This is a genomic window from Pseudomonas sp. ASL9 (assembly GCF_056680335.1).
Genome location: NZ_CM155277.1, coordinates 3,342,427 through 3,362,318, shown reverse-complemented (window position 1 = coordinate 3,362,318; position 19,892 = coordinate 3,342,427). Strand labels below are relative to the sequence as shown.

21 protein-coding genes are annotated in these 19,892 nt (G+C 56.8%); 9 read left to right on the top strand and 12 right to left on the bottom strand.

What is annotated here, in order from left to right:
- Window positions 1–52: 52 nt before the first annotated feature.
- Window positions 53–1,411: a glutamine synthetase family protein gene (locus AC1ME2_RS15495; RefSeq protein WP_480435015.1), complete on the bottom strand. Its 1,359-nt coding sequence runs from the start codon at window positions 1,409–1,411 to the stop codon at window positions 53–55.
- A 38-nt stretch (window positions 1,412–1,449) separates the two neighbouring features.
- On the bottom strand, window positions 1,450–2,226 hold the full coding sequence (locus tag AC1ME2_RS15490) for a gamma-glutamyl-gamma-aminobutyrate hydrolase family protein (RefSeq protein WP_480435014.1): 777 nt from the start codon (window positions 2,224–2,226) through the stop codon (window positions 1,450–1,452).
- Between the two features lie 278 nt (window positions 2,227–2,504).
- On the opposite strand from AC1ME2_RS15490, the gene AC1ME2_RS15485 reads away from it, so the two are divergent.
- Window positions 2,505–3,881 (top strand): glutamine synthetase family protein, encoded by a 1,377-nt coding sequence (locus AC1ME2_RS15485; RefSeq protein ID WP_480435012.1) that lies wholly within the window; start codon window positions 2,505–2,507, stop codon window positions 3,879–3,881.
- Window positions 3,882–4,070: 189 nt separating this feature from the next.
- Window positions 4,071–4,703, top strand: coding sequence for a TetR/AcrR family transcriptional regulator (locus AC1ME2_RS15480; RefSeq protein ID WP_480435011.1), 633 nt, complete (start codon window positions 4,071–4,073; stop codon window positions 4,701–4,703).
- 100 nt (window positions 4,704–4,803) lie between these two features.
- On the opposite strand, the gene AC1ME2_RS15475 is transcribed toward AC1ME2_RS15480, so the two are convergent.
- The 5 genes from AC1ME2_RS15475 to AC1ME2_RS15455 form a co-directional block, all read right to left on the bottom strand.
- The gene (locus tag AC1ME2_RS15475; RefSeq protein ID WP_219063645.1) at window positions 4,804–5,019 is read right to left on the bottom strand and encodes a TOBE domain-containing protein; all 216 of its coding nucleotides are present in this window, start codon (window positions 5,017–5,019) and stop codon (window positions 4,804–4,806) included.
- Between the two features lie 51 nt (window positions 5,020–5,070).
- The gene (gene ssuB / locus AC1ME2_RS15470; RefSeq protein WP_480435009.1) at window positions 5,071–5,886 is read right to left on the bottom strand and encodes an aliphatic sulfonates ABC transporter ATP-binding protein; all 816 of its coding nucleotides are present in this window, start codon (window positions 5,884–5,886) and stop codon (window positions 5,071–5,073) included.
- Window positions 5,883–6,680: an aliphatic sulfonate ABC transporter permease SsuC gene (ssuC, locus tag AC1ME2_RS15465; RefSeq protein WP_480435008.1), complete on the bottom strand. Its 798-nt coding sequence runs from the start codon at window positions 6,678–6,680 to the stop codon at window positions 5,883–5,885. Before ssuC ends, ssuB begins: the two co-directional genes overlap by 4 nt.
- Before the next feature lie 28 nt (window positions 6,681–6,708).
- The gene (locus AC1ME2_RS15460) at window positions 6,709–7,674 is read right to left on the bottom strand and encodes a sulfonate ABC transporter substrate-binding protein (protein WP_480435006.1); all 966 of its coding nucleotides are present in this window, start codon (window positions 7,672–7,674) and stop codon (window positions 6,709–6,711) included.
- A 260-nt stretch (window positions 7,675–7,934) separates the two neighbouring features.
- Entirely contained in the window at window positions 7,935–8,573 is a 639-nt protein-coding gene (locus AC1ME2_RS15455; protein WP_480435004.1) for a peroxiredoxin, read from the bottom strand.
- Window positions 8,574–8,938: 365 nt separating this feature from the next.
- On the opposite strand from AC1ME2_RS15455, the gene pmrG reads away from it, so the two are divergent.
- The gene (gene pmrG / locus AC1ME2_RS15450) at window positions 8,939–9,598 is read left to right on the top strand and encodes a lipopolysaccharide core heptose(II)-phosphate phosphatase PmrG (protein WP_480435003.1); all 660 of its coding nucleotides are present in this window, start codon (window positions 8,939–8,941) and stop codon (window positions 9,596–9,598) included.
- Between the two features lie 91 nt (window positions 9,599–9,689).
- Here the strand turns inward: pmrG and AC1ME2_RS15445 are convergent, their stop codons facing one another.
- Window positions 9,690–11,048: an OprD family outer membrane porin gene (locus AC1ME2_RS15445; RefSeq protein ID WP_480435001.1), complete on the bottom strand. Its 1,359-nt coding sequence runs from the start codon at window positions 11,046–11,048 to the stop codon at window positions 9,690–9,692.
- 600 nt (window positions 11,049–11,648) lie between these two features.
- Between AC1ME2_RS15445 and tauA the strand changes: the two genes are divergently transcribed.
- The 3 genes from tauA to tauC are packed head-to-tail and all read left to right on the top strand — an operon-like array spanning window position 11,649 to window position 14,276.
- Entirely contained in the window at window positions 11,649–12,626 is a 978-nt protein-coding gene (tauA, locus tag AC1ME2_RS15440; protein ID WP_480435000.1) for a taurine ABC transporter substrate-binding protein, read from the top strand.
- A gap of 19 nt (window positions 12,627–12,645) precedes the next feature.
- Window positions 12,646–13,440, top strand: a complete 795-nt coding sequence (gene tauB / locus AC1ME2_RS15435; RefSeq protein ID WP_480434998.1) for a taurine ABC transporter ATP-binding subunit — start codon at window positions 12,646–12,648, stop codon at window positions 13,438–13,440.
- Entirely contained in the window at window positions 13,437–14,276 is an 840-nt protein-coding gene (gene tauC / locus AC1ME2_RS15430; RefSeq protein ID WP_480434997.1) for a taurine ABC transporter permease TauC, read from the top strand. Before tauB ends, tauC begins: the two co-directional genes overlap by 4 nt.
- Window positions 14,277–14,542: 266 nt before the next feature.
- Here tauC and AC1ME2_RS15425 read toward each other — a convergent pair whose 3' ends face one another.
- Entirely contained in the window at window positions 14,543–14,983 is a 441-nt protein-coding gene (locus tag AC1ME2_RS15425; RefSeq protein WP_480434995.1) for a hypothetical protein, read from the bottom strand.
- Here AC1ME2_RS15425 and trmL point away from each other — a divergent pair.
- A complete protein-coding gene (trmL, locus tag AC1ME2_RS15420) occupies window positions 14,982–15,437 on the top strand; it encodes a tRNA (uridine(34)/cytosine(34)/5-carboxymethylaminomethyluridine(34)-2'-O)-methyltransferase TrmL (protein ID WP_480434993.1) in 456 nt (151 codons plus the stop codon). The genes AC1ME2_RS15425 and trmL overlap by 2 nt on opposite strands.
- A 56-nt stretch (window positions 15,438–15,493) precedes the next feature.
- Here trmL and secB read toward each other — a convergent pair whose 3' ends face one another.
- Genes secB through AC1ME2_RS15405 form a run of 3 tightly spaced genes read right to left on the bottom strand, consistent with a single transcriptional unit; the run spans window position 15,494 to window position 16,697 of the window.
- Window positions 15,494–15,985 (bottom strand): protein-export chaperone SecB, encoded by a 492-nt coding sequence (gene secB / locus AC1ME2_RS15415; RefSeq protein ID WP_480434992.1) that lies wholly within the window; start codon window positions 15,983–15,985, stop codon window positions 15,494–15,496.
- 42 nt (window positions 15,986–16,027) lie between these two features.
- A complete protein-coding gene (gene grxC / locus AC1ME2_RS15410) occupies window positions 16,028–16,282 on the bottom strand; it encodes a glutaredoxin 3 (RefSeq protein WP_480434990.1) in 255 nt (84 codons plus the stop codon).
- A 1-nt stretch (window position 16,283) separates the two neighbouring features.
- A complete protein-coding gene (locus tag AC1ME2_RS15405; protein WP_480434988.1) occupies window positions 16,284–16,697 on the bottom strand; it encodes a rhodanese-like domain-containing protein in 414 nt (137 codons plus the stop codon).
- A gap of 157 nt (window positions 16,698–16,854) precedes the next feature.
- On the opposite strand from AC1ME2_RS15405, the gene gpmI reads away from it, so the two are divergent.
- Both gpmI and AC1ME2_RS15395 read left to right on the top strand, forming a co-directional pair.
- Window positions 16,855–18,390, top strand: a complete 1,536-nt coding sequence (gene gpmI, locus AC1ME2_RS15400) for a 2,3-bisphosphoglycerate-independent phosphoglycerate mutase (protein WP_480434986.1) — start codon at window positions 16,855–16,857, stop codon at window positions 18,388–18,390.
- A gap of 156 nt (window positions 18,391–18,546) precedes the next feature.
- Window positions 18,547–19,875 (top strand): murein hydrolase activator EnvC family protein, encoded by a 1,329-nt coding sequence (locus AC1ME2_RS15395; RefSeq protein ID WP_480434984.1) that lies wholly within the window; start codon window positions 18,547–18,549, stop codon window positions 19,873–19,875.
- Window positions 19,876–19,892: the final 17 nt, after the last annotated feature.

The following is a 19,892-nucleotide window of genomic DNA, read 5'->3' as shown; positions in this document are numbered from 1 at the left end:
GCTCTCTCCGTATTAAAAGAGGCGCCGCCGACCATAGCCGCGCCCGTCACAATCAGACCGCGAACAGCAGGAACTCACGTTCCCAAGAGCTGATCACGCGCTTGAAATTCTCATGTTCGGCACGCTTGACCGCGACGTAACCGACGATGAACTTCTTGCCGAGGTATTTCTCGATGGTCTTACTATTTTCCATTCGCTCCAGCGCATCTTCGATGGTCAATGGCAGGCGCAAATTGCGGCGCTCATAGCCACGACCAACGACCGGCGCACTGGGGTTGATCGCCTCGACCATGCCGATATAGCCGCACAGCAGGCTGGCCGCGATGGCCAGATACGGGTTGGCGTCGGCACCCGGCAGGCGGTTTTCCACCCGACGGTTTTGCGGACCGGCATCCGGTACCCGAAGGCCCACGGTGCGGTTCTCTTCGCCCCACTCCACGTTCACCGGCGCCGAGGTATCCGGCAGGAAACGGCGGAACGAATTGACGTTCGGCGCAAACAACGGCAACAGCTCGGGGATAAATTTTTGCAGGCCACCGATGTGGCACAGAAACAGCTCGCTCATCGAGCCATCTTCGTTGGAGAAGATGCTCTTGCCGGTAGCGATATCGATCACGCTCTGGTGCAAGTGCATGGCACTGCCCGGCTCGCCCGTCATCGGCTTGGCCATGAACGTTGCCGCTACATTATGTTTGAGCGCCGCTTCACGCATGGTCCGCTTGAACACCAGAATCTGGTCGGCCAGTGACAAAGCATCACCGTGACGGAAGTTGATTTCCATCTGCGCCGTGCCGTCTTCGTGGATCAGTGTATCCAGGTCCAGATTCTGTAGTTCGCACCAGTCGTAAACATCCTCGAACAACGGATCGAATTCGTTGGCCGCTTCTATAGAGAACGATTGACGACCGGTTTCCGGGCGACCGGAGCGACCAACCGGCGGCTGCAACGGGAAGTCCGGGTCTTCGCAGCGTTTGGTCAGGTAAAACTCCATTTCTGGCGCCACGATCGGCTGCCAGCCTCTCTCGGTATAGAGTTTCAGCACTTTCTTCAATACGTTGCGCGGCGACAGTTCGATCGGGTTGCCTTGCTTGTCGTAGGTGTCGTGAATCACCTGAGCCGTAGGCTCGATGGCCCATGGCACCAAGAACACCGCGTTCTGGTCGGGGCGACAGATCATGTCGATGTCCGCCGGATCGAGCAGTTCGTAATAGATGTCATCTTCGACATAGTCGCCGGTGACCGTTTGCAGCAACACACTCTCGGGCAAGCGCATGCCTTTTTCGGCAATGAACTTGTTGGTCGGTGAGATCTTTCCGCGAGTAATCCCGGTGAGGTCGGCAATCATGCATTCGACCTCAGTGATCTTGTGCTCTTTCAACCAATCAGTGAGCTGGTCGAGGTTGGTACTCATAAACACCTCAGGACAAAAAAAACCGGGCCCGAAAGGGCTCAGGCACTTTTTGACGCGGCTGCGTCGCGTTGTAGTGCGCGCGCTCTACAGGCATCGCCAAATGCCTGGAAAATCGCAAGGTAATGCGGATTCGAGATCACTTGCCATTCGGGATGCCATTGCACACCTAAAGCAAAACCCGAGCCCGCCTCGACCGAGATCGCCTCAATCAACCCGTCAGGTGCCAGAGCCTCGACGCGCAGGCCTGGCGCCAGACGGTCAACGCCCTGACCATGAATCGAATTGACGTGGATTTCGCTCGGCAGGCCAAGGCCCGCGAGCACGCCGCCTGGCTGGATATGCAGGGTATGGCTGGGCCCGTACTGGACGTCGAGCGGCTCGTTGTCCTGTTCACGATGGTCCATGAATGTTCCAACTTCATGAACACGCTGATGCAGGCTGCCCCCGAACGCTACATTCATCTCCTGAAACCCACGACAAATCCCCAACACCGGAACACCCGCTGCCACAGCAGCACGAATCAGGGGTAAAGTGGTGCGATCACGATCAGGGTCATGAGCGGTGCCCGGCGCACTGGCTGGGCCGTCGTAGTAAGAGGGGTCTACATTGGAGGGCGAGCCGGTGAACAGGAGTCCATCGACGCTGGCAAGTAGCTGGGCCGTGTCAAATAATTCAGCCAGTGACGGCAGTATCAGCGGCAGGCCCTTGGCAGCGATTGCGACTGCGCGGACGTACTTGTCGCCACTGATGTGATAACTGTGCAGACCGATCTGCTTGGTGCAGGCGGTCACGCCGATTAACGGCAGGCGAGACATGGAACCCCCGAATTTTATTGCTGTTATGGGTTGCAATCGAGCTTAGCCTTGTTCATTTTTTTTCACAACACCCCCGTAAAAAATAGAACACAGCCTGCTCAAGCCCGCAGGCCCCAAGGCTTAAAAAACGCAATACTTGCCCTGAATTGCGGCAAAAACGGCCTCTAAGTGCTTTTTGAGTGCAAAAAAGAGCTCTATTGACTTCATGATGGCTTTCGGATTGACTGAATCCCACGAAGCTCGATGATTGATATTTTTAACAACAAAGGTGTTGCATCATGTCGGTACCCCCGCGTGCCGTTCAGCTTAACGAAGCGAACGCGTTCCTTAAGGAACATCCTGAGGTTCTGTACGTTGACCTTCTGATTGCAGATATGAATGGTGTGGTGCGCGGTAAGCGCATAGAACGCACCAGCCTCCATAAGGTTTACGAGAAAGGCATCAACTTGCCGGCCTCTTTATTTGCCTTGGATATCAATGGCTCAACGGTGGAAAGCACCGGTCTGGGTCTGGATATCGGTGATGCTGACCGTATCTGTTATCCGATCCCTGGCACCCTGTGCAATGAACCTTGGCAAAAACGCCCAACCGCGCAATTGCTGATGACCATGCACGAAATCGAAGGCGAACCCTTCTTTGCCGATCCCCGCGAAGTACTGCGTCAGGTCGTCAGCAAGTTCGATGAAATGGGCCTGACTATCTGCGCCGCATTCGAACTTGAGTTCTACCTGATCGATCAGGAGAACGTGAACGGTCGTCCACAACCTCCGCGCTCGCCGATTTCCGGCAAACGCCCTCACTCGACTCAGGTCTACCTGATCGACGATCTCGACGAATACGTCGACTGCCTCCAGGACGTTCTGGAAGGTGCCAAGGAACAAGGCATCCCGGCTGACGCCATCGTCAAAGAAAGTGCCCCGGCGCAGTTCGAAGTGAACCTGCACCACGTCGCCGACCCGATCAAGGCATGCGACTACGCGGTACTGCTCAAGCGTCTGATCAAGAACATCGCCTACGACCACGAAATGGATTCGACCTTTATGGCCAAACCCTATCCGGGTCAGGCAGGTAACGGTCTTCACGTCCACATCTCGATTCTTGATCGCGATGGCAAAAACATCTTCACCAGTGAGGATCCCGAGCAGAACGCCGCATTACGTCATGCGATCGGCGGTGTGCTCGAGACCCTACCGGCATCAATGGCGTTCTTGTGCCCGAACGTTAACTCCTATCGTCGTTTCGGTGCACAGTTCTACGTGCCGAACTCGCCGTGCTGGGGCCTGGACAACCGGACGGTCGCACTGCGCGTTCCGACCGCCGCACCCGATGCCGTACGTATCGAACACCGCGTAGCCGGTGCCGACGCCAACCCGTACTTGCTCCTGGCCTCTGTGCTGGCTGGCGTGCACCACGGCTTGACCAACAAGATCGAGCCAGGTGCCCCGGTAGAAGGCAACTCCTACGAGCAAAACGAACAAAGCCTGCCCAACAACTTGCGTGATGCCCTGCGCGAGCTGGACGACAGTGAAATCATGGCGCGCTATATCGACCCGAAATACATCGATATTTTCGTCGCCTGTAAGGAAAGTGAGCTGGAAGAGTTCGAACACTCCATCTCCGACCTCGAATACAACTGGTACCTGCACACCGTCTAACGCTGTGCAGTAAAAAGAACGCCGTTGGCCTTATGGGCTGACGGCGTTTTTTTGTGGTCGCTGCGCGACCAATCGCGGGCAAGCGCGCTCCTACATGGGTTTGCATTCCTCTGTGGAGCGCGCTTACCCGCGATGACGGCCTGACAGGCAACCCGTACAATGCCCGCTGCCCAAAACAGGAAACCACCCATGACGCGACCCGCCGCGCCCCGTAAACCCCGCGCACGCAGCCAGGCCCGGATCGACTCGATTCTCGACGCCGCCCGCACGCTGCTTGCCGCTGAGGGGGTGGCCAGTCTGTCGATCTACAGCGTTGCCGAACGCGCGCACATTCCACCGTCTTCGGTCTATCACTTCTTCGCCAGCGTCCCTGCCCTGCTCGAAGCCTTGACCGCAGACGTCCACGCCGCCTTCCGCGCCTGCCTGCAAGCCCCTATAGCGCACGAGCAGCTAACAACCTGGCGTGACCTGTCGCGACTGGTCGAACAGCGGATGCTAAGCATCTACAGCGACGATGCCGCCGCCCGCCAACTGATCCTGGCCCAGCACGGCCTGACCGAAGTCACCCAGGCCGACCGCCAACACGACATTGAACTCGGCCACCAGATGCATACGCTGTTCGCCCGGCACTTCCAGCTGCCTGCCCTGCCGGATGATGTCGACGTGTTTGCATTGGCGATGGAACTCGGCGACCGGGTTTACGCACGCTCGGTGCAACTGCACAACCAAATCACCCCGCGCATGGCCGAAGAAGGCATGCGGGTGTTCGATGCGTACCTGGGATTGTATTTGCCCCCGTATTTGCCAAAACGTGTCATCTGATAGACACGATCCACTGTGGGAGCAGGCGTGCCTGCGAATAGCTTCACATAAAAAAACCCCGGAGGGCTTTGGCCGTCCGGGGTTGTTTGCAGCGCACCGATCACAGCTTGGCGATCGAAACCTCTGTGGATTTGACGAAGGCGATCACTTCGCTGCCAACCACCAGTTCCAACTCTTTGACCGAACGGGTAGTGATCACGGAAGTGACAACACCCGAAGCCGTTTGTACGTCGATTTCCGACAGAACCGGGCCTTCGAGGATTTCTTTGATGGTGCCTTTGAACTGGTTACGGACGTTGATAGCTTTAATAGTCATGATGTTTTTCCTATAAGGGTTAGGGTTTCAAACGGTATCGGTGCGGATCAGTTATTGGGCCCAACGCAGTTGCGTGGGCAACGGTGAAACAGGTTCGGGTTCAGGCGGCGAGCCGGGTATTTGCAGCACTCGGTTCAGTACCTGGGTTTCCAGCGCAGCCAGACGATGGGAGCCACGCGCCCTTGGGCGCGGCAGTTCTACCATCACGTCGAGGCCAACCTGGCCCTCTTCGATCAGAATCACCCGATCAGCAATCGCGACTGCCTCGCTGACGTCGTGGGTGACCAGCAGCACGGTGAAACCATGCTTTTGCCAAAGCCGTTCGATCAGTTGTTGCATCTCGATGCGGGTCAGCGCGTCCAGTGCACCGAGCGGTTCATCGAGCAGCAGCAGACGCGGCTGGTGAATCAATGCCCGAGCCAGGGCCACGCGCTGTTTTTGTCCACCAGACAAGGCTGCCGGCCATTCATTGGCGCGTTCCGCCAGGCCTACAGATTCCAATGCCTCCAAAGCGCGTGGGCGCCAGTTGCCCTGCAGGCCAAGGCCGACGTTATCAATGACTTTTTTCCAGGGCAGCAAGCGTGCTTCCTGAAACATCAAACGGGTATCTTCCAACGCGTCACTGAGCGGTGCCGACCCAGCCAGCAGTTCGCCGCCCGTTGGCTTATCCAGACCGGCCAACAAGCGAAGCAAGGTGCTTTTGCCACAACCGCTGCGACCGACCACCGCGACGAATTGCCCCGCCGGGATATGCAGATCGACGTCGCGCAGTACCGCGCGCTGACCGAAGGTTTTGCGCAGCTTGTGTACCGCCAGCGGAATACCGCGCAGCAGGTGGGGCGGCTGTTGCTGTTTAAGACTGCTCATACCGCACCGCCTTTTACCGTTTGATACGCTGGATGCCAGCGCAGCCAGACACGTTCCAAACCACGAGCTGCAACGTCCGCCAGCTTGCCGAGTACGGCGTACAGAAGAATCGCCACGACCACCACATCGGTTTGCAGAAACTCCCGGGCATTCATTGCCAGGTAACCGATTCCTGAACTGGCGGAGATGGTTTCGGCCACGATCAGGGTCAACCACATAAAGCCAAGAGCGAAGCGCACCCCCACCAGAATCGAGGGCAATGCGCCCGGCAAAATCACCTGCCTGAACAACGCGAAACCGGACAGGCCATAACTGCGCGCCATTTCCACCAACGCCGGATCAACGTTGCGAATACCGTGATAAGTGTTCAGGTAAATCGGAAACACAGTGCCCAACGCCACCAGAAAAATCTTCGCCGACTCGTCGATGCCAAACCACAGGATCACCAGTGGAATCAGCGCCAGATGCGGCACGTTACGGATCATCTGCACCGAACTGTCGAGCAGGCGTTCGCCCCATTTCGACAGCCCCGTGATAAACCCCAACGCCAGACCAATGCTGCCACCGATGGCGAAACCGATCCCGGCGCGCCAGCCACTGATTGCCAAATGCGTCCAGATTTCGCCGCTGCGCACCAGGCTCACGGCGGCTTCGATGACCGCGCTTGGCGCCGGCAGGATGCGGGTCGAAAGCCAGCCCGCGCTGACCGAGAGCTGCCAGACCGCCAACAACAAGACTGGAAGTGCCCAAGGCGCCAGCCTGTGAATGATTTTTTGCGAAGCACTGAGGCTCATGGAGTTGTCTCCTCTAGGGGCCTGTTAATTACTGAGCCGTGGCCACTTTGGCCGGGGGCGTCCAGATCACGTCTTTGATACTCAACGGCTTAGGAATCAGCTTGAGCTGGTAGAAGGTGTCAGCGATTTTCTGTTGCGTCGCGACGACGTCAGGGCTGATGAACTGCGCACCGTAGCCTTGGCGTTTGACGGCGGTTCGGGTGATGTCCGGCGACAGGCCGAGCAGTGGAGCGACCTGTTGGGTCACTTCATCGGGGTTGGCCTTGGACCAGTCGCCGACTGCGCGAATTTCCTCGATCAATGCCTGAATCACTTGCGGATGCTTTTCAGCGTACGGCTTGGTCGCCAGATAGAACTGATGGTTGTCGACGATGCCAGTGCCGTCACGCAGCGTGCGCGCTTGCAACTGTTGCTCGGCGGCCGCCTGATAGGGGTCCCAGATGACCCAGGCATCAACACTGCCGCGCTCGAAAGCGGCACGCGCATCGGCGGGCGGCAAGAATACTGTCTGGATATCGCTGTACTTCAAGCCGGCATCTTCAAGCGCACGTACCAACAGGTAATGCACGTTGGAGCCTTTGTTCAGTACGACTTTTTTGCCTTTGAGATCTTTTACCGACGTGATCGGCGAATCCTTGGGGACCAGGATCGCTTCACTGGTCGGGGAAGGCGGTTCGTATGCGACATAGAGCAGGTCGGCACCCGCCGCTTGGGCGAACACAGGCGGCGTCTCGCCGGTCACGCCAAAATCGATGGAGCCAACGTTCAGCCCCTCAAGCAACTGCGGGCCGCCGGGAAACTCAGTCCATTGCACGTGCACGTTTTGCTCGGCGAGGCGCTTTTCCAGCGTGCCTTTGGCCCTCAACAAAACCAACGTGCCGTACTTCTGATAACCAATGCGCAGGGTTTCTGCCTGAGCTTGAGTAATGGCGCCGAAGGTGACAGCCGCAGCAAACAGAGCGACCAAGCCTCGACGCAAAATGACAGTGCGCATGGCGCTCTCCTTTGCTGTAGCTATGAAGGTGCACCTGCTTGCCCGTTGGCGGGTGAGTAAGGTGGGTTAGCGATTTCGCTAAGTGGACAGACCTTAACAGGTGTCTTTTATATCTATAAATCATATTTATTCATTTGTTTATTCCTTAAATGCATATATGTTTTTGAGCGTGAAATGCCGAATCGCGGACGAAAAAAAAGGGCCGAATCAACGGCCCTTTTTTGGTACATCACCTGTAGGAGCGCGGCGGATCCAGATGTTCAGCGATTAGGTTGCGGCGTCAGACGCAGGTAAGGCGTGACGGCCTTATACCCTTTTGGGAAGCGTTTTTTGATTTCGTCTTCATCCTTGATTGACGGCACGATGACCACGTCGTCGCCATCCTGCCAATTGGCCGGTGTTGCGACTTTGTAGTTATCGGTCAATTGCAGCGAGTCGATGACCCGCAGAATTTCATGGAAGTTGCGCCCGGTGCTGGCTGGATAGGTGATGGTCAGGCGAATTTTTTTGTTCGGATCGATCACGAACAACGAGCGCACCGTCAGGGTATCGCTGGCATTGGGGTGAATCAGGTCATACAAGTCCGAGACCTTGCGATCAGCATCGGCCAGAATGGGGAAATTAACGATCGTGTTCTGAGTGGTGTTGATGTCTTCGATCCACTTGATGTGGGAATCGACCGGGTCCACCGACAGCGCAATCGCTTTAACGCCGCGTTTGGCAAATTCATCCTTGAGCTTGGCAGTAAAACCGAGCTCAGTGGTGCACACCGGTGTGAAGTCGGCCGGGTGGGAAAACAAGACACCCCAACTGTCCCCAAGCCATTCGTGAAAACGGATTCTCCCCTCGCTTGATTCCTGCTCGAAGTCGGGGGCGATGTCGCCAAGTCGTAGGCTCATGGTGCGGCTCCTGGTTGACTATGAAGCCCTCTACTTTGCACCTCTCCAAAAAAAATAAAAAAGAATGAATTTTAATTTGTTTATTCTTTTTGGATCTATAAAGCCGCCCTTAACCTTCCAGCCCTCCTCTGCGGGCCCTCAATTCAGCAAGGCTCTCACCCTGGACGCCCGGAACAGTTAAATTTTCACGCCTATTTCACCGTTCATTGACTTATGGACCTGCACACTGACCTTCTACTGGTGCTATTGGGTGTCGGGGCCATGAACCCTCACCCGCTGAAACGTTTTTTTATTTTGTCCACTTGAACGCGCGCTACAACGCTGAATTGCCGTGGGAGCGGTTTAAACGACATGGAGCACAGACTTTGCTGAGCGGAACCCGACGCTTGTTCCATCCAAGTATTTTCGCAAAAAACAAAACAAAACTGGCCGCGTTAGCCTGCGCCGTCGCGTTGGCGGGCGTGGCATTTTTGCTGTTGAGACCCGCTGCGACGCCTGACCTTTCAAAAGGCAGCAACGTCACGATCACCGACTTCAAATCGCGCTGGGCTCAAGGTGACGTAATCGTGCTGGTGCGCCACGCCGAGCGTTGCGATCACTCCTCAGCCCCTTGCCTGGGCCCCGCAGATGGCATCACGCTACCAGGCAAAAGTGTCGCCGAAGCCGTGGGGCAACATTTTCAAACGCTCGGACTGGGAAAGGCCGACATCTATAGCAGCCCGATGACCCGAGCGGCACAAACCGCGACCTTCATGTTCAACTACACGGGCGCGGGTCAAGAGTGGTTGTCCAATTGTCGGCAAAATATGCTCAGCGACTCGCTTCAACACAAAGTGAAAAACCGCAACCTTATTCTGGTTACCCACAGCGAATGCATGAGCGCATTGGAAAAAACCATGAAGCTTCGTGACTCATCGACGCCCGACTACGGATCGTCGCTGTTCATCTCGGTGGATGATCACCAGCAACCCCATGTGCTCGGTTTTATCAACGCGAACGACTGGCCCAAAGTCCTGGCCAATTGAATTCAGCTGACAACTGGCATTGCACCGTCCGGACCCTGAAAACGCAGGCAACAAAAAGCCCCGCAAGCGGGGCTTCTTGTACTCAATACACTTACAGGAAGCTGTAGGTGTAGTTGAAGATCAGACGAGTCTGGTCTTGGGAAGCAATAGCGGTGCCGTCACCACGGTAAGAACCGTTGCTGAGCGTGGTGCCGAAGCCTTTGAGGTAACCGGTCTGGACCACGTAATCCAGACGCACGTCACGTTCCCACTCGGAGTGATCTACACCGCGGAGTTTCGCATCCTTGATGTCATCACCACGCAGGTAAGCCATCGAGGCTTTCAGGCCTGGGACGCCAAGCCCTGCGAAGTCATAGGTGTACTTACCGAACGTAGTGTTCTCACCGGCACGAACGAAACCATTGATCATGGAGTCGGTGAACAGGTAGAAACTTGGGCCGCCGTTGCCTTCGTTTACACCTGATGCCTTACCATTTGTCGTGACATTACCCTGGTTCAGGTAGACAAAACCGCCGCTGTCGCTAACACGCTGGTGACCCAGCAAGAACGAGTTGCCGCCCAGCTGGTAGGTGAACATCGCACTCCAGGTGGTGTTGTCGACTTGACCTGGTTTGCTGGCGAAACCACCGTTGTTGTTGAACGCGTAGCCAGCATCACCGGCGCTGCTCTTGCCATCGGAACTGCTGTTGAAATAGCGCAGGTCAGTCTTGAACGACTGATCGTCGCCGATTGGCAGAACGTGTACCAAACCAAGGAAGTTCTGTTTGTAGAAGTCTTCCAGGTTCGCGTAGTAGTACTGCAACGTCAGGTCTTTAGTGACCTTCCAGTCAGTACCGGCGAAACGGAACTGGTTGCTGTCCCTTGTGGCGCCGTTAACCGACAGGCCAGTGCTGTTGGTCGTTGCACGCCCAGTGGAGTGCTCCAGTTGACCCGCAACAAATGTAAAGTTGTTGAGGTCTTTGGAGGTGATGATGCCGCCGTCATAGTTTGCAGGCATTGCACGGCTGTCGTTAGCCGTCAGAACCGGCACTTGTGGAGCCAAGGCGCCACCGATGTGCAATTCGGTTTTGGAGTAACGGAACTTGACGTTCGCATCGCCACGGGCCAGATCGCGTTCAGCAGAACCGTCGTGGGCGCTTGGCCAGAAGGTGTTGCCTGGTTTGTTGGTATCTGGGTGATTGCCAGCGCCGCCATCAAGGTGCAGCCCGTAGATCATCTGTGCGTCAACACCGACGCCAATGATGCCCTGCGTGAAGCCGGAGATGTAATCGAGTTTCAGAACTTCTGCAGTTTCGCGCTGATCAACACCCTTAGCGATATGGCTGTCATTGTCGAAGAAAAACGTGCGGGAACTCAGGTTAAGTTTGCTGTCTTCCAGGAAGCCAGCAGCACCGGCTTGTTGGGCCAAAACCCCTACTGCGATGGCCAAAGCCAATGTGGACTTATTCATTGTTTCGCTCCTCGTGAATCTAATTTTTGTAGTTCTACGGGTCCTGAGACGGACGGCTCAAGCCCGAAGATGCGCGATTAGCGCCAGACCCGACCTATTGAGTCAATGGTTTCTGGTCGCATCGAGACTAATTGATTAGACCGCTTGTGCGGCTGGCTGCAAGGTAATCAAAAATTCATCAATCTAAAAGGGATATCTGCGTATTTTTTTAGATCATCGAGCTATAAGTGACGAACTGTTTCAGTTCGCCGGCACGGAGTGTATCGGCCTCATAACGTAATTCCCAAAAATTTTTTTGTGCTTTTTGTCAGCAGCCATCGGATTTTCGCCATCCGATGGCCATCATTCAGACCGATCAGTCACGCAATCCCCTGATAAGACTAAAGGATAAGAAGTTTTAGCTTCTCGCGCCGATGCCTGAATCGGCCACACATAAAGTCATACTTTTGTGACTGATTGATGACAACTCGCCACTTTGCCCCCCATTTGGAGACAATTCATTTCATAAGCTAATGCTAAAAAGTTATTTATTTAAAGTTTTTTAGATCATTTAATCTTCATTTCAGCCGGACCTCGGCCGCCTGATCTGGAGCTTTTCAAATGAAACTACACACCCCTTTGCGCTTGTTGGCGGCCTTATCCCTGGCCACCGCAACGTTTCTTGCTCATGCAGCAGATTTTACCGTCGCGTACCAAACCACGGTTGACCCGGCCAAGGTCGCGCAGGCCGATGGTGCTTATGAAAAGGCCACCCACGCCAAGATCGACTGGCGCAAATTCGACAGCGGTGCCGACGTCATCACCGCCATCGCCTCGGGCGACGTTCAGATCGGCTACCTCGGTTCAAGCCCACTGACCGCTGCCGCGACGCGCAAATTGCCGGTTGAAACCTTTTTGATCGCCACCCAGATTGGCGCCGCCGAAGCCCTCGTCGTACGCAACGGTTCGGGCATCAATTCGCCCCAGGACCTGATCGGCAAAAAAATCGCCGTACCGTTCGTTTCCACCGGCCACTACAGCCTGCTGGCCGCGTTGAAACACTGGAACATCGACCCGTCCAAGGTTCAGATTCTTAACCTCGCTCCCCCCGCGATTGCTGCAGCCTGGAAGCGCGGTGACATCGACGCCACCTACGTTTGGGACCCAGCACTGGGTGTTGCCAAAGAGACTGGCAAGGTGCTGATCACTTCCGGCGACCTGGCCAAGCTTGGCGCCCCGACCTTCGATGCGTGGATCGTGCGCAAAGACTTCGCCGCCAAGCACCCGGAAATCGTTAGCGCCTTTGCCAAGGTCACCCTCGACGCCTACGCCAACTACCGCAAAGACCCGGCCGCATGGCTCGCCAACACCGGCAATGTCGACAAGTTGGTGAAACTGTCGGGTGCAAAACCGGCCGATATTCCGGTGCTGTTGCAAGGCAACGTGTACCCACTGGCGGCTGATCAGGTTGTCGCGCTGGGCGCACCGACCATCGACGCAGTGACCAAAACCGCTGCGTTCCTCAAGGAGCAAGGCAAGGTCGATGCAGTACTGGCCGACTATTCCCCGTACGTAAGCGCCAAGTTCATCACTCAATAAACTGTCAAGGATTCTTGTCATGGCCTTATTACAGCTGGAGCGCATCAGTGCACAGTACCCCGGCGCGCCCGAGCCGGTACTGGCGGATATTTCCCTGAGTCTCGGCCCGCAGCAGTTGCTGGTCGCACTCGGTCCGTCTGGCAGTGGCAAGACTTCGCTGTTGAATTTAATTGCCGGTTTCGTCGAGCCCAGCGCCGGGCGCATCACCCTGGATGGCGTTGCCGTCAAAGGCCCGAGCGCCGAGCGCGGCGTGGTGTTTCAAGACGATGTACTGCTGCCCTGGCAGGATGTCTTGACCAACGTTGCCTTCGGCCTGCAACTGGCGGGCGTACCGCGCACGCAACGTGAAACAAGGGCGCGGGAAATGCTCGCGCTGGTGGACCTCGCCGGTTTCGACCAGCGACGTATCTGGCAACTGTCCGGTGGTCAAAAGCAACGCGTCGGTCTGGCCCGGGCCTTGGCCGCCGACCCTCGGGTGTTACTGATGGACGAGCCCTTCGGCGCCCTTGATGCATTTACCCGCGAGCAGATGCAAGAACTGCTGCTGCAAGTTTGGGGGCGTACCGCCAAGCCCGTATTCCTGATTACTCATGACATTGAAGAAGCGGTATTTCTCGCCACTGACTTGATCCTGTTGGCACCCAATCCGGGGCAAATCGTCGAGCGCCTCCATCTGGACTTCGGTCAGCGCTACGCTGCGGGCGAATCGGCGCGGGCAATCAAATCCGATCCACGGTTTATCGAGACCCGCGAGCACGTCCTGTCCAAGGTCTTTTCTCAACGCAGTGCCTCGACGTGGGAGCAGCGCGCATGAGCAGCTACGAATTACCGGCCATCGCGCAGGCAAGCCATCGTTCGCCCAACCGCGTGCCACTGCGCCGCAGCCTGAGTACGCGGTGGATCAGCGTTCTGACCCTGGTGACCTTGCTGGCAATCTGGTGGGCTGTCACGGCAGCCGAATGGATTGAACCCCTGTTCCTGCCGCCACCGTCGGCGGTGCTGGAAAAAGGCTGGCTGCTGGCGACCAAGGGCTACATGGATTCCACACTATGGCAGCACCTGGGCGCCAGCCTGCAACGTATCGGTTTGGGATTGGGTTTCGCGGTGCTGACGGCCATTCCCATCGGTATCGCGATAGGTCATAACCGGATGGCCAGAGGGATCTTCGATCCGCTTATCGAGCTCTATCGCCCTATTCCGCCACTGGCTTATCTGCCATTGATCGTAATTTGGTGCGGCATTGGCGAGCTGTCCAAGGTGTTGTTGATCTATCTGGCGATCTTTGCACCGATTGCGATTTCCACCGCTACCGGCGTGCGCACCGTGGACCCGGCGAAAATCCGCGCCGCGCAATCTCTGGGTGCTACGCGCTGGCAACTGATTCGCCATGTAATTCTGCCCAGCGCCTTGCCTGACATCCTGACCGGTGTACGCATTGGTCTAGGGGTCGGTTGGTCGACGCTGGTTGCTGCGGAACTGATCGCGGCCACCAGTGGTCTTGGCTTTATGGTCCAGTCGGCGGCGCAGTTTTTGGTCACTGACGTGGTGGTCCTGGGCATTCTGGTGATCGCGCTGATCGCGTTCGCCATGGAAATGGGCCTGCGCGCCCTGCAACGCAGGTGGGTGCCTTGGCACGGTCAGGTCCACTGACAGCCCTAAAGACGGAGAAAATGCATCACTTTGGGAACTTGCGCTGTCTGGATGCTCAAATTACGTGCAGGAATACTGATAAAGAAACCGACCGAAACGTTTCGCACCCACGTTCGAAATAATTCGAACACCGCGAAAAACCCCGTTTCTAAAGGCCGGCACAATGAAAATAAGCCTTTTCAGAAAAACTGGCACGCGCCCTGCAATAGCTTTAGTAACACCAGTTTTGGGGACCTTGGTACAGGCAGGCCGGGGATTCCCCTCTTTTATTCCAACCGAAGACTGATCTCCAGTCTCCAGCGCCCGTCCACCTTTGCACCGCGCCAGTCGCCGTGCAATGGACGGGCCGCCAGCAGGTTCAGCAACAAACCCTTGTCACTGCGCTGCACCCTCCAGCGAACATCCTTCCCGTCAAGCTTGAACTCACCTCGCTGCGGCATGCCCTGCACGTTGAACAGCAATGCCACAGTCCCCTCGACCTCTTCGCCATGCACTTGCGGTTCGTCGTTGAACCATAGCGCCAAGCCATTGGGCAGTGGCTCTATATGTTGCAGCACCAGGGGGTCAGGAGCGGTCAAGCGGCCGATCATCAGGCCCACCATTAGCCCGACAATTGCCATAGAGCCAAGAACTCGCAGCCAGGGCTTCGGTCGCGGGTCCTCTTCAGGGGTAGAATGCAGCCCGTCTTTCAGTTCGGAGCCGTGCATGTTTCACGTCATCCTTTTTCAACCAGAAATTCCGCCGAATACCGGCAATATCATCAGGCTGTGCGCCAATAGCGGCTGCACCCTGCATTTGATCGAGCCGTTGGGCTTCGAACTCGACGACAAGCGCCTGCGTCGGGCCGGGCTCGATTATCACGAGTACGCCACCCTGCATCGCCATGCCGACCTGCCCAGCTGCCTGGAAAGCCTCGGCCAGCCGCGGCTGTTCGCTTTTACCACAAAAGGCTCACGCCCTTTCCACGAAGCCGCCTTCGAAAAAGGCGATGCCTTTCTTTTCGGCCCGGAAAGCCGTGGCCTGCCAGCGGACATACTTGACGCCCTACAAAGCGATCAACGTCTGCGCCTGCCGATGCGTGAAGGCTGCCGCAGCCTGAACCTGTCCAACACCGTGGCCATTGCTGTGTATGAAGCCTGGCGGCAACTGGATTTCGCCTGAATACGGTCCATAAAAAAGCGCCCCGAAAGGCGCTTTTTTAATTCCAGCGCGTTCGCTTACTGCACAGTCTGGCTTACAGCAGGCTCTTGGATACGGGCCAGCTCTTGCGCGTACAACGCGTCGAAGTTGACCGGCGCCAGCATCAGCGCAGGGAACGAACCACGCACGACAAGGCTGTCGATCGTTTCGCGAGCGTACGGGAACAGAATGTTCGGGCAGAACGCGCCGAGCGTGTGGCTCATGGCCGCAGCGTCCAGACCCTTGATCAGGAAGATACCGGCCTGTTGCACTTCAACGATGAAAGCGACTTCGTCGCCGTTAGTGACCGTGACCGACAGCGTCAGGACTACTTCATGGAAGTCGCCTTCCAGAGATTTTTGACGGGTGTTCAGATCCAGGCTGACGCTTGGAGTCCATTCCTGGCGAAAGATCGCCGGGCTTTTCGGGGCTTCGAACGATAAGTCACGAACGTAGATGCGCTGCAGGGAAAACTGCGGGGCTTCAGCGTCTTCGTTTGCAACACCGCCGTTGGTCGGTTGGTCAGTCATCGTAGATCCTTCTTACTTTTAAGGTCTTGTAGGGTTTCGGATTCAAGCCTGAAGCAGCGCATCCAGCTTACCGGCGCGCTCCAGGGCAAACAGGTCATCGCAACCGCCGACATGAGCGGCGCCAATCCAGATTTGCGGGACTGACGTACGCCCGGCTTTTTTGGTCATTTCGGCACGAACGTGTGGCTGGCCATCGACTCTGATCTCTTCGAAGGCAACGCCTTTGCTCTGTAGCAACTGCTTGGCGCGCATGCAGTAAGGGCACCAGTCGCTTGAATAGACGACGACGTCAGCCATTTTATTTCACCAAAGGGAGATTATCGGCGCGCCAGGAGGAAATGCCGCCCGACAGCTTGGCTGCGGTGAAACCTGACTTGAGCAGTTCACGAGCAATGGTGCCAGCGTGCTGACCCATGGCATCGACGATGATCAGGGTCTTGGCCTTGTGCTTGTTCAGCTCGGCGATACGCGCGATCACTTTGTCTTGCGGAAAGCTCAGTGCGCCAACGATATGACCTGCCGAGAAATCCTTGGCTGGACGCACATCGACTACCACGCCCTGATCACTGTTGACCAGCGACGTCAGCTCACGGGTACTGAGGCTGCGGCCGCCTTTACTCAGCTCGTATGCAATCAACAGAGCCAACAGAACGACGAAAGCGCCAGCGAGCAAATAGTGGTTAGTGGCAAATTCAATCAGGTGAGCAACCATCAGTAGGTTCCAGGGCGTTAAAATGTCGGCCAGTATACACAGCCCCCAAGATCGGCCAAAGCCCGTACGGCAGTGACACCGTTTGAACTTGTCCTTAAAATGCCGATCTTTTTTCAACTTACTTCAATTAGCCATGCAGCCTGCACGCGAGGGATCTATGACCGCCACACCTAAACCGCTGGTCCTGATCATCCTGGACGGCTTCGGCCATAGCGAGAGCCACGAGGGCAACGCCATCTATGCGGCGAAGATGCCGGTTCTGGACCACTTGTACGCAACCCAGCCCCACGGCCTGATTTCGGGCTCTGGGATGGATGTCGGCCTGCCAGACGGCCAGATGGGTAACTCCGAGGTCGGTCACATGAACCTCGGCGCCGGCCGCGTGGTGTATCAGGACTTCACCCGCGTGACCAAATCGATCCGCGACGGTGAGTTCTTTGAGAACCCAACCCTCTGCGGCGCCGTGGACAAAGCCGTCAGCGCGGGCAAAGCCGTGCATATCCTGGGGCTGTTGTCCGACGGTGGTGTACACAGCCATCAGGACCACCTGGTCGCCATGGCCGAACTAGCCGCCCAGCGTGGCGCAGAAAAAATCTACCTGCACGCCTTTCTCGACGGCCGCGATACACCGCCGCGCAGCGCCAAGTCATCACTGGAGCTGCTGGACTCGACGTTCGCCCGCCTCGGAAAAGGTCGCATCGCGACGATCATTGGCCGCTACTTCGCCATGGACCGCGACAATCGCTGGGACCGCGTAGCCTGCGCCTACAACCTGATCGTCGACGGCCAATCCGAATTCCAGGCCGCCAGCAGCCAGGCCGGGCTTGAAGCCGCTTACGAGCGGGGCGAGAACGATGAATTCGTCAAAGCCACCCGTATCGGCGAACAGGTCAAGGTCGAAGATGGCGACGCGGTGATCTTCATGAACTTCCGCGCCGACCGTGCCCGCGAGCTGACCCGCGTCTTCGTCGAAGATGACTTCAAGGACTTCGAGCGCGCCCGCCAACCGAAACTGGCTGGCTTCGTCATGCTGACCCAATACGCTGCAAGCATCCCGGCGCCGTCGGCCTTTGCCGCCGGCAGCCTGAAAAACGTGCTGGGTGAGTACCTGGCAAACAATGGCAAAACCCAGTTACGGATTGCCGAAACCGAGAAGTACGCCCACGTCACGTTCTTCTTCTCTGGCGGTCGTGAAGAACCGTTCCCGGGCGAAGAACGCATCCTGATCCCATCGCCACACGTTGCCACGTATGACTTGCAGCCTGAAATGAGTGCGCCGGAAGTCACCGACAGGATTGTCGACGCCATTGAAAACCAGCGCTTCGACGTCATCGTAGTCAACTACGCCAACGGCGACATGGTGGGCCACAGCGGGATCATGGCCGCGGCCATCAAGGCGGTGGAATGCCTGGACGTGTGCGTTGGCCGGATTGTGACGGCGCTGGAGAAAGTCGGTGGTGAAGCGCTGATTACTGCAGACCACGGTAACGTCGAACAAATGTCGGACGCGTCCACAGGCCAGGCGCACACCGCCCACACCACCGAACCCGTGCCGTTCATTTATGTGGGCAAACGTGATCTTAAAGTCCGTGAAGGCGGGGTTTTGGCCGATGTTGCCCCGACCATGTTGAAGTTGATGGGCCTGAAAAAACCGGAAGAGATGACCGGTCATTCGATCCTCGTGGCTAAATAAACCGCATTAAAGGCTCTAAACCGGCACGTTCAAAAACGACAGTGCCGGTTAATTATCCGATTCGCCCCAAAGCAGTCGCCTTGGGGCGTTTTTTTTGCAGCTCGCGGCGGGCATACTAGTCGCTGCTCATTCTCTTTCCTTGGTGTCGCCCGCCCCATGCTCCGCGCCCTGATCGCCCTTGCTTTGACTTGCTTGCTCAATCCGGCGTTTGCCGATGAGCACGCACAAACCCAACAACAGTTGGATGCTGCGCGTAAGGACATTACCGAGCTGAAAAAACGCCTCGGTGAATTGCAGCAGGAAAAAACCGGCGTGCAGAAAGACCTGCGCGGCACAGAAACCGAAATGGGCACGCTGGAGAAGCAGGTGGAGGCCCTGCAAAAAGAACAAAAAAAGACTGAAAGCGAGCTGCAAAGGCTCGACCAAGAGAAAAAAAAACTCCAAAGCGCACGCGTTGAACAACAAGAATTGATCGCGATCCAGGCCCGAGCCGCTTATCAAGGTGGCCGCGAGGAATACCTCAAGCTGCTGCTCAATCAGCAGAACCCGGAAAAATTCGCTCGCACCCTGACGTATTACGATTACCTGAGCCAGGCTCGCCTGGCCCAACTGCACGGCTTCAATGAAACCCTGCGCCAACTGGCCAACGTCGAAAAAGACATCGATCTGCAACAGGCACAGTTGTTGGTGCAAAAAAGCATACTCGACAGTCAACGTGACGCGCTGGACAAGGTTCGCCAGGAGCGCCAAGAGGCGCTGGCCAAGCTCAACCTGGACGTGAAAGCCCGCGATGACAAGCTGCAGACACGCCAGCAGGAACAGGCCGATCTAACCAACGTACTGAAAACGATCGAAGAAACCCTGGCCCGACAGGCGCGCGAGGCTGAAGAAGCCCGGCAAAAAGCCTTGATCGCCCAGCAGGAAGCGGAAAAACAGCACCAGCGTGAAGAGCAGGCCCGCGCCCTGGCGAAAAACAGCAGCCACAAAAGAAGCACCTATGACGATGACGAAGCCCCGCCAAAACGCCCGGTCAAAGCGCTTGGCGTGCTGGTTTCCAGTGCCGGCGTATCCTATGGTGGAGCTTTTGCTGAAGCACGCGGCAAACTTCCATGGCCTGTCGATGGTCGATTGTTAGCGCGCTTCGGTGAAACCCGCGGCGATGACGCTCGCACCAAGTGGGATGGCGTGATGATCAGCGCCCCTGCGGGCAGCCAGGTGCATGCTGTGCATGGCGGCCGCGTGGTGTTCGCAGACTGGTTGCGCGGCGCCGGGCTTCTGGTCATTCTCGACCATGGCAACGGCTTTTTGAGTTTGTATGGCCACAACCAGAGTCTGCTCAAAGACGCTGGCGATATTGTTAAAGCCGGCGAAGCGATTTCCACTGTAGGCAACAGTGGTGGTCAGGAAACACCGGCGTTGTATTTCGCTATTCGTCAGCAGGGTCGCCCAAGTGATCCAGCGCAATGGTGCCATGCTCAAGGGTAAGCACTACTTTAGGTTTA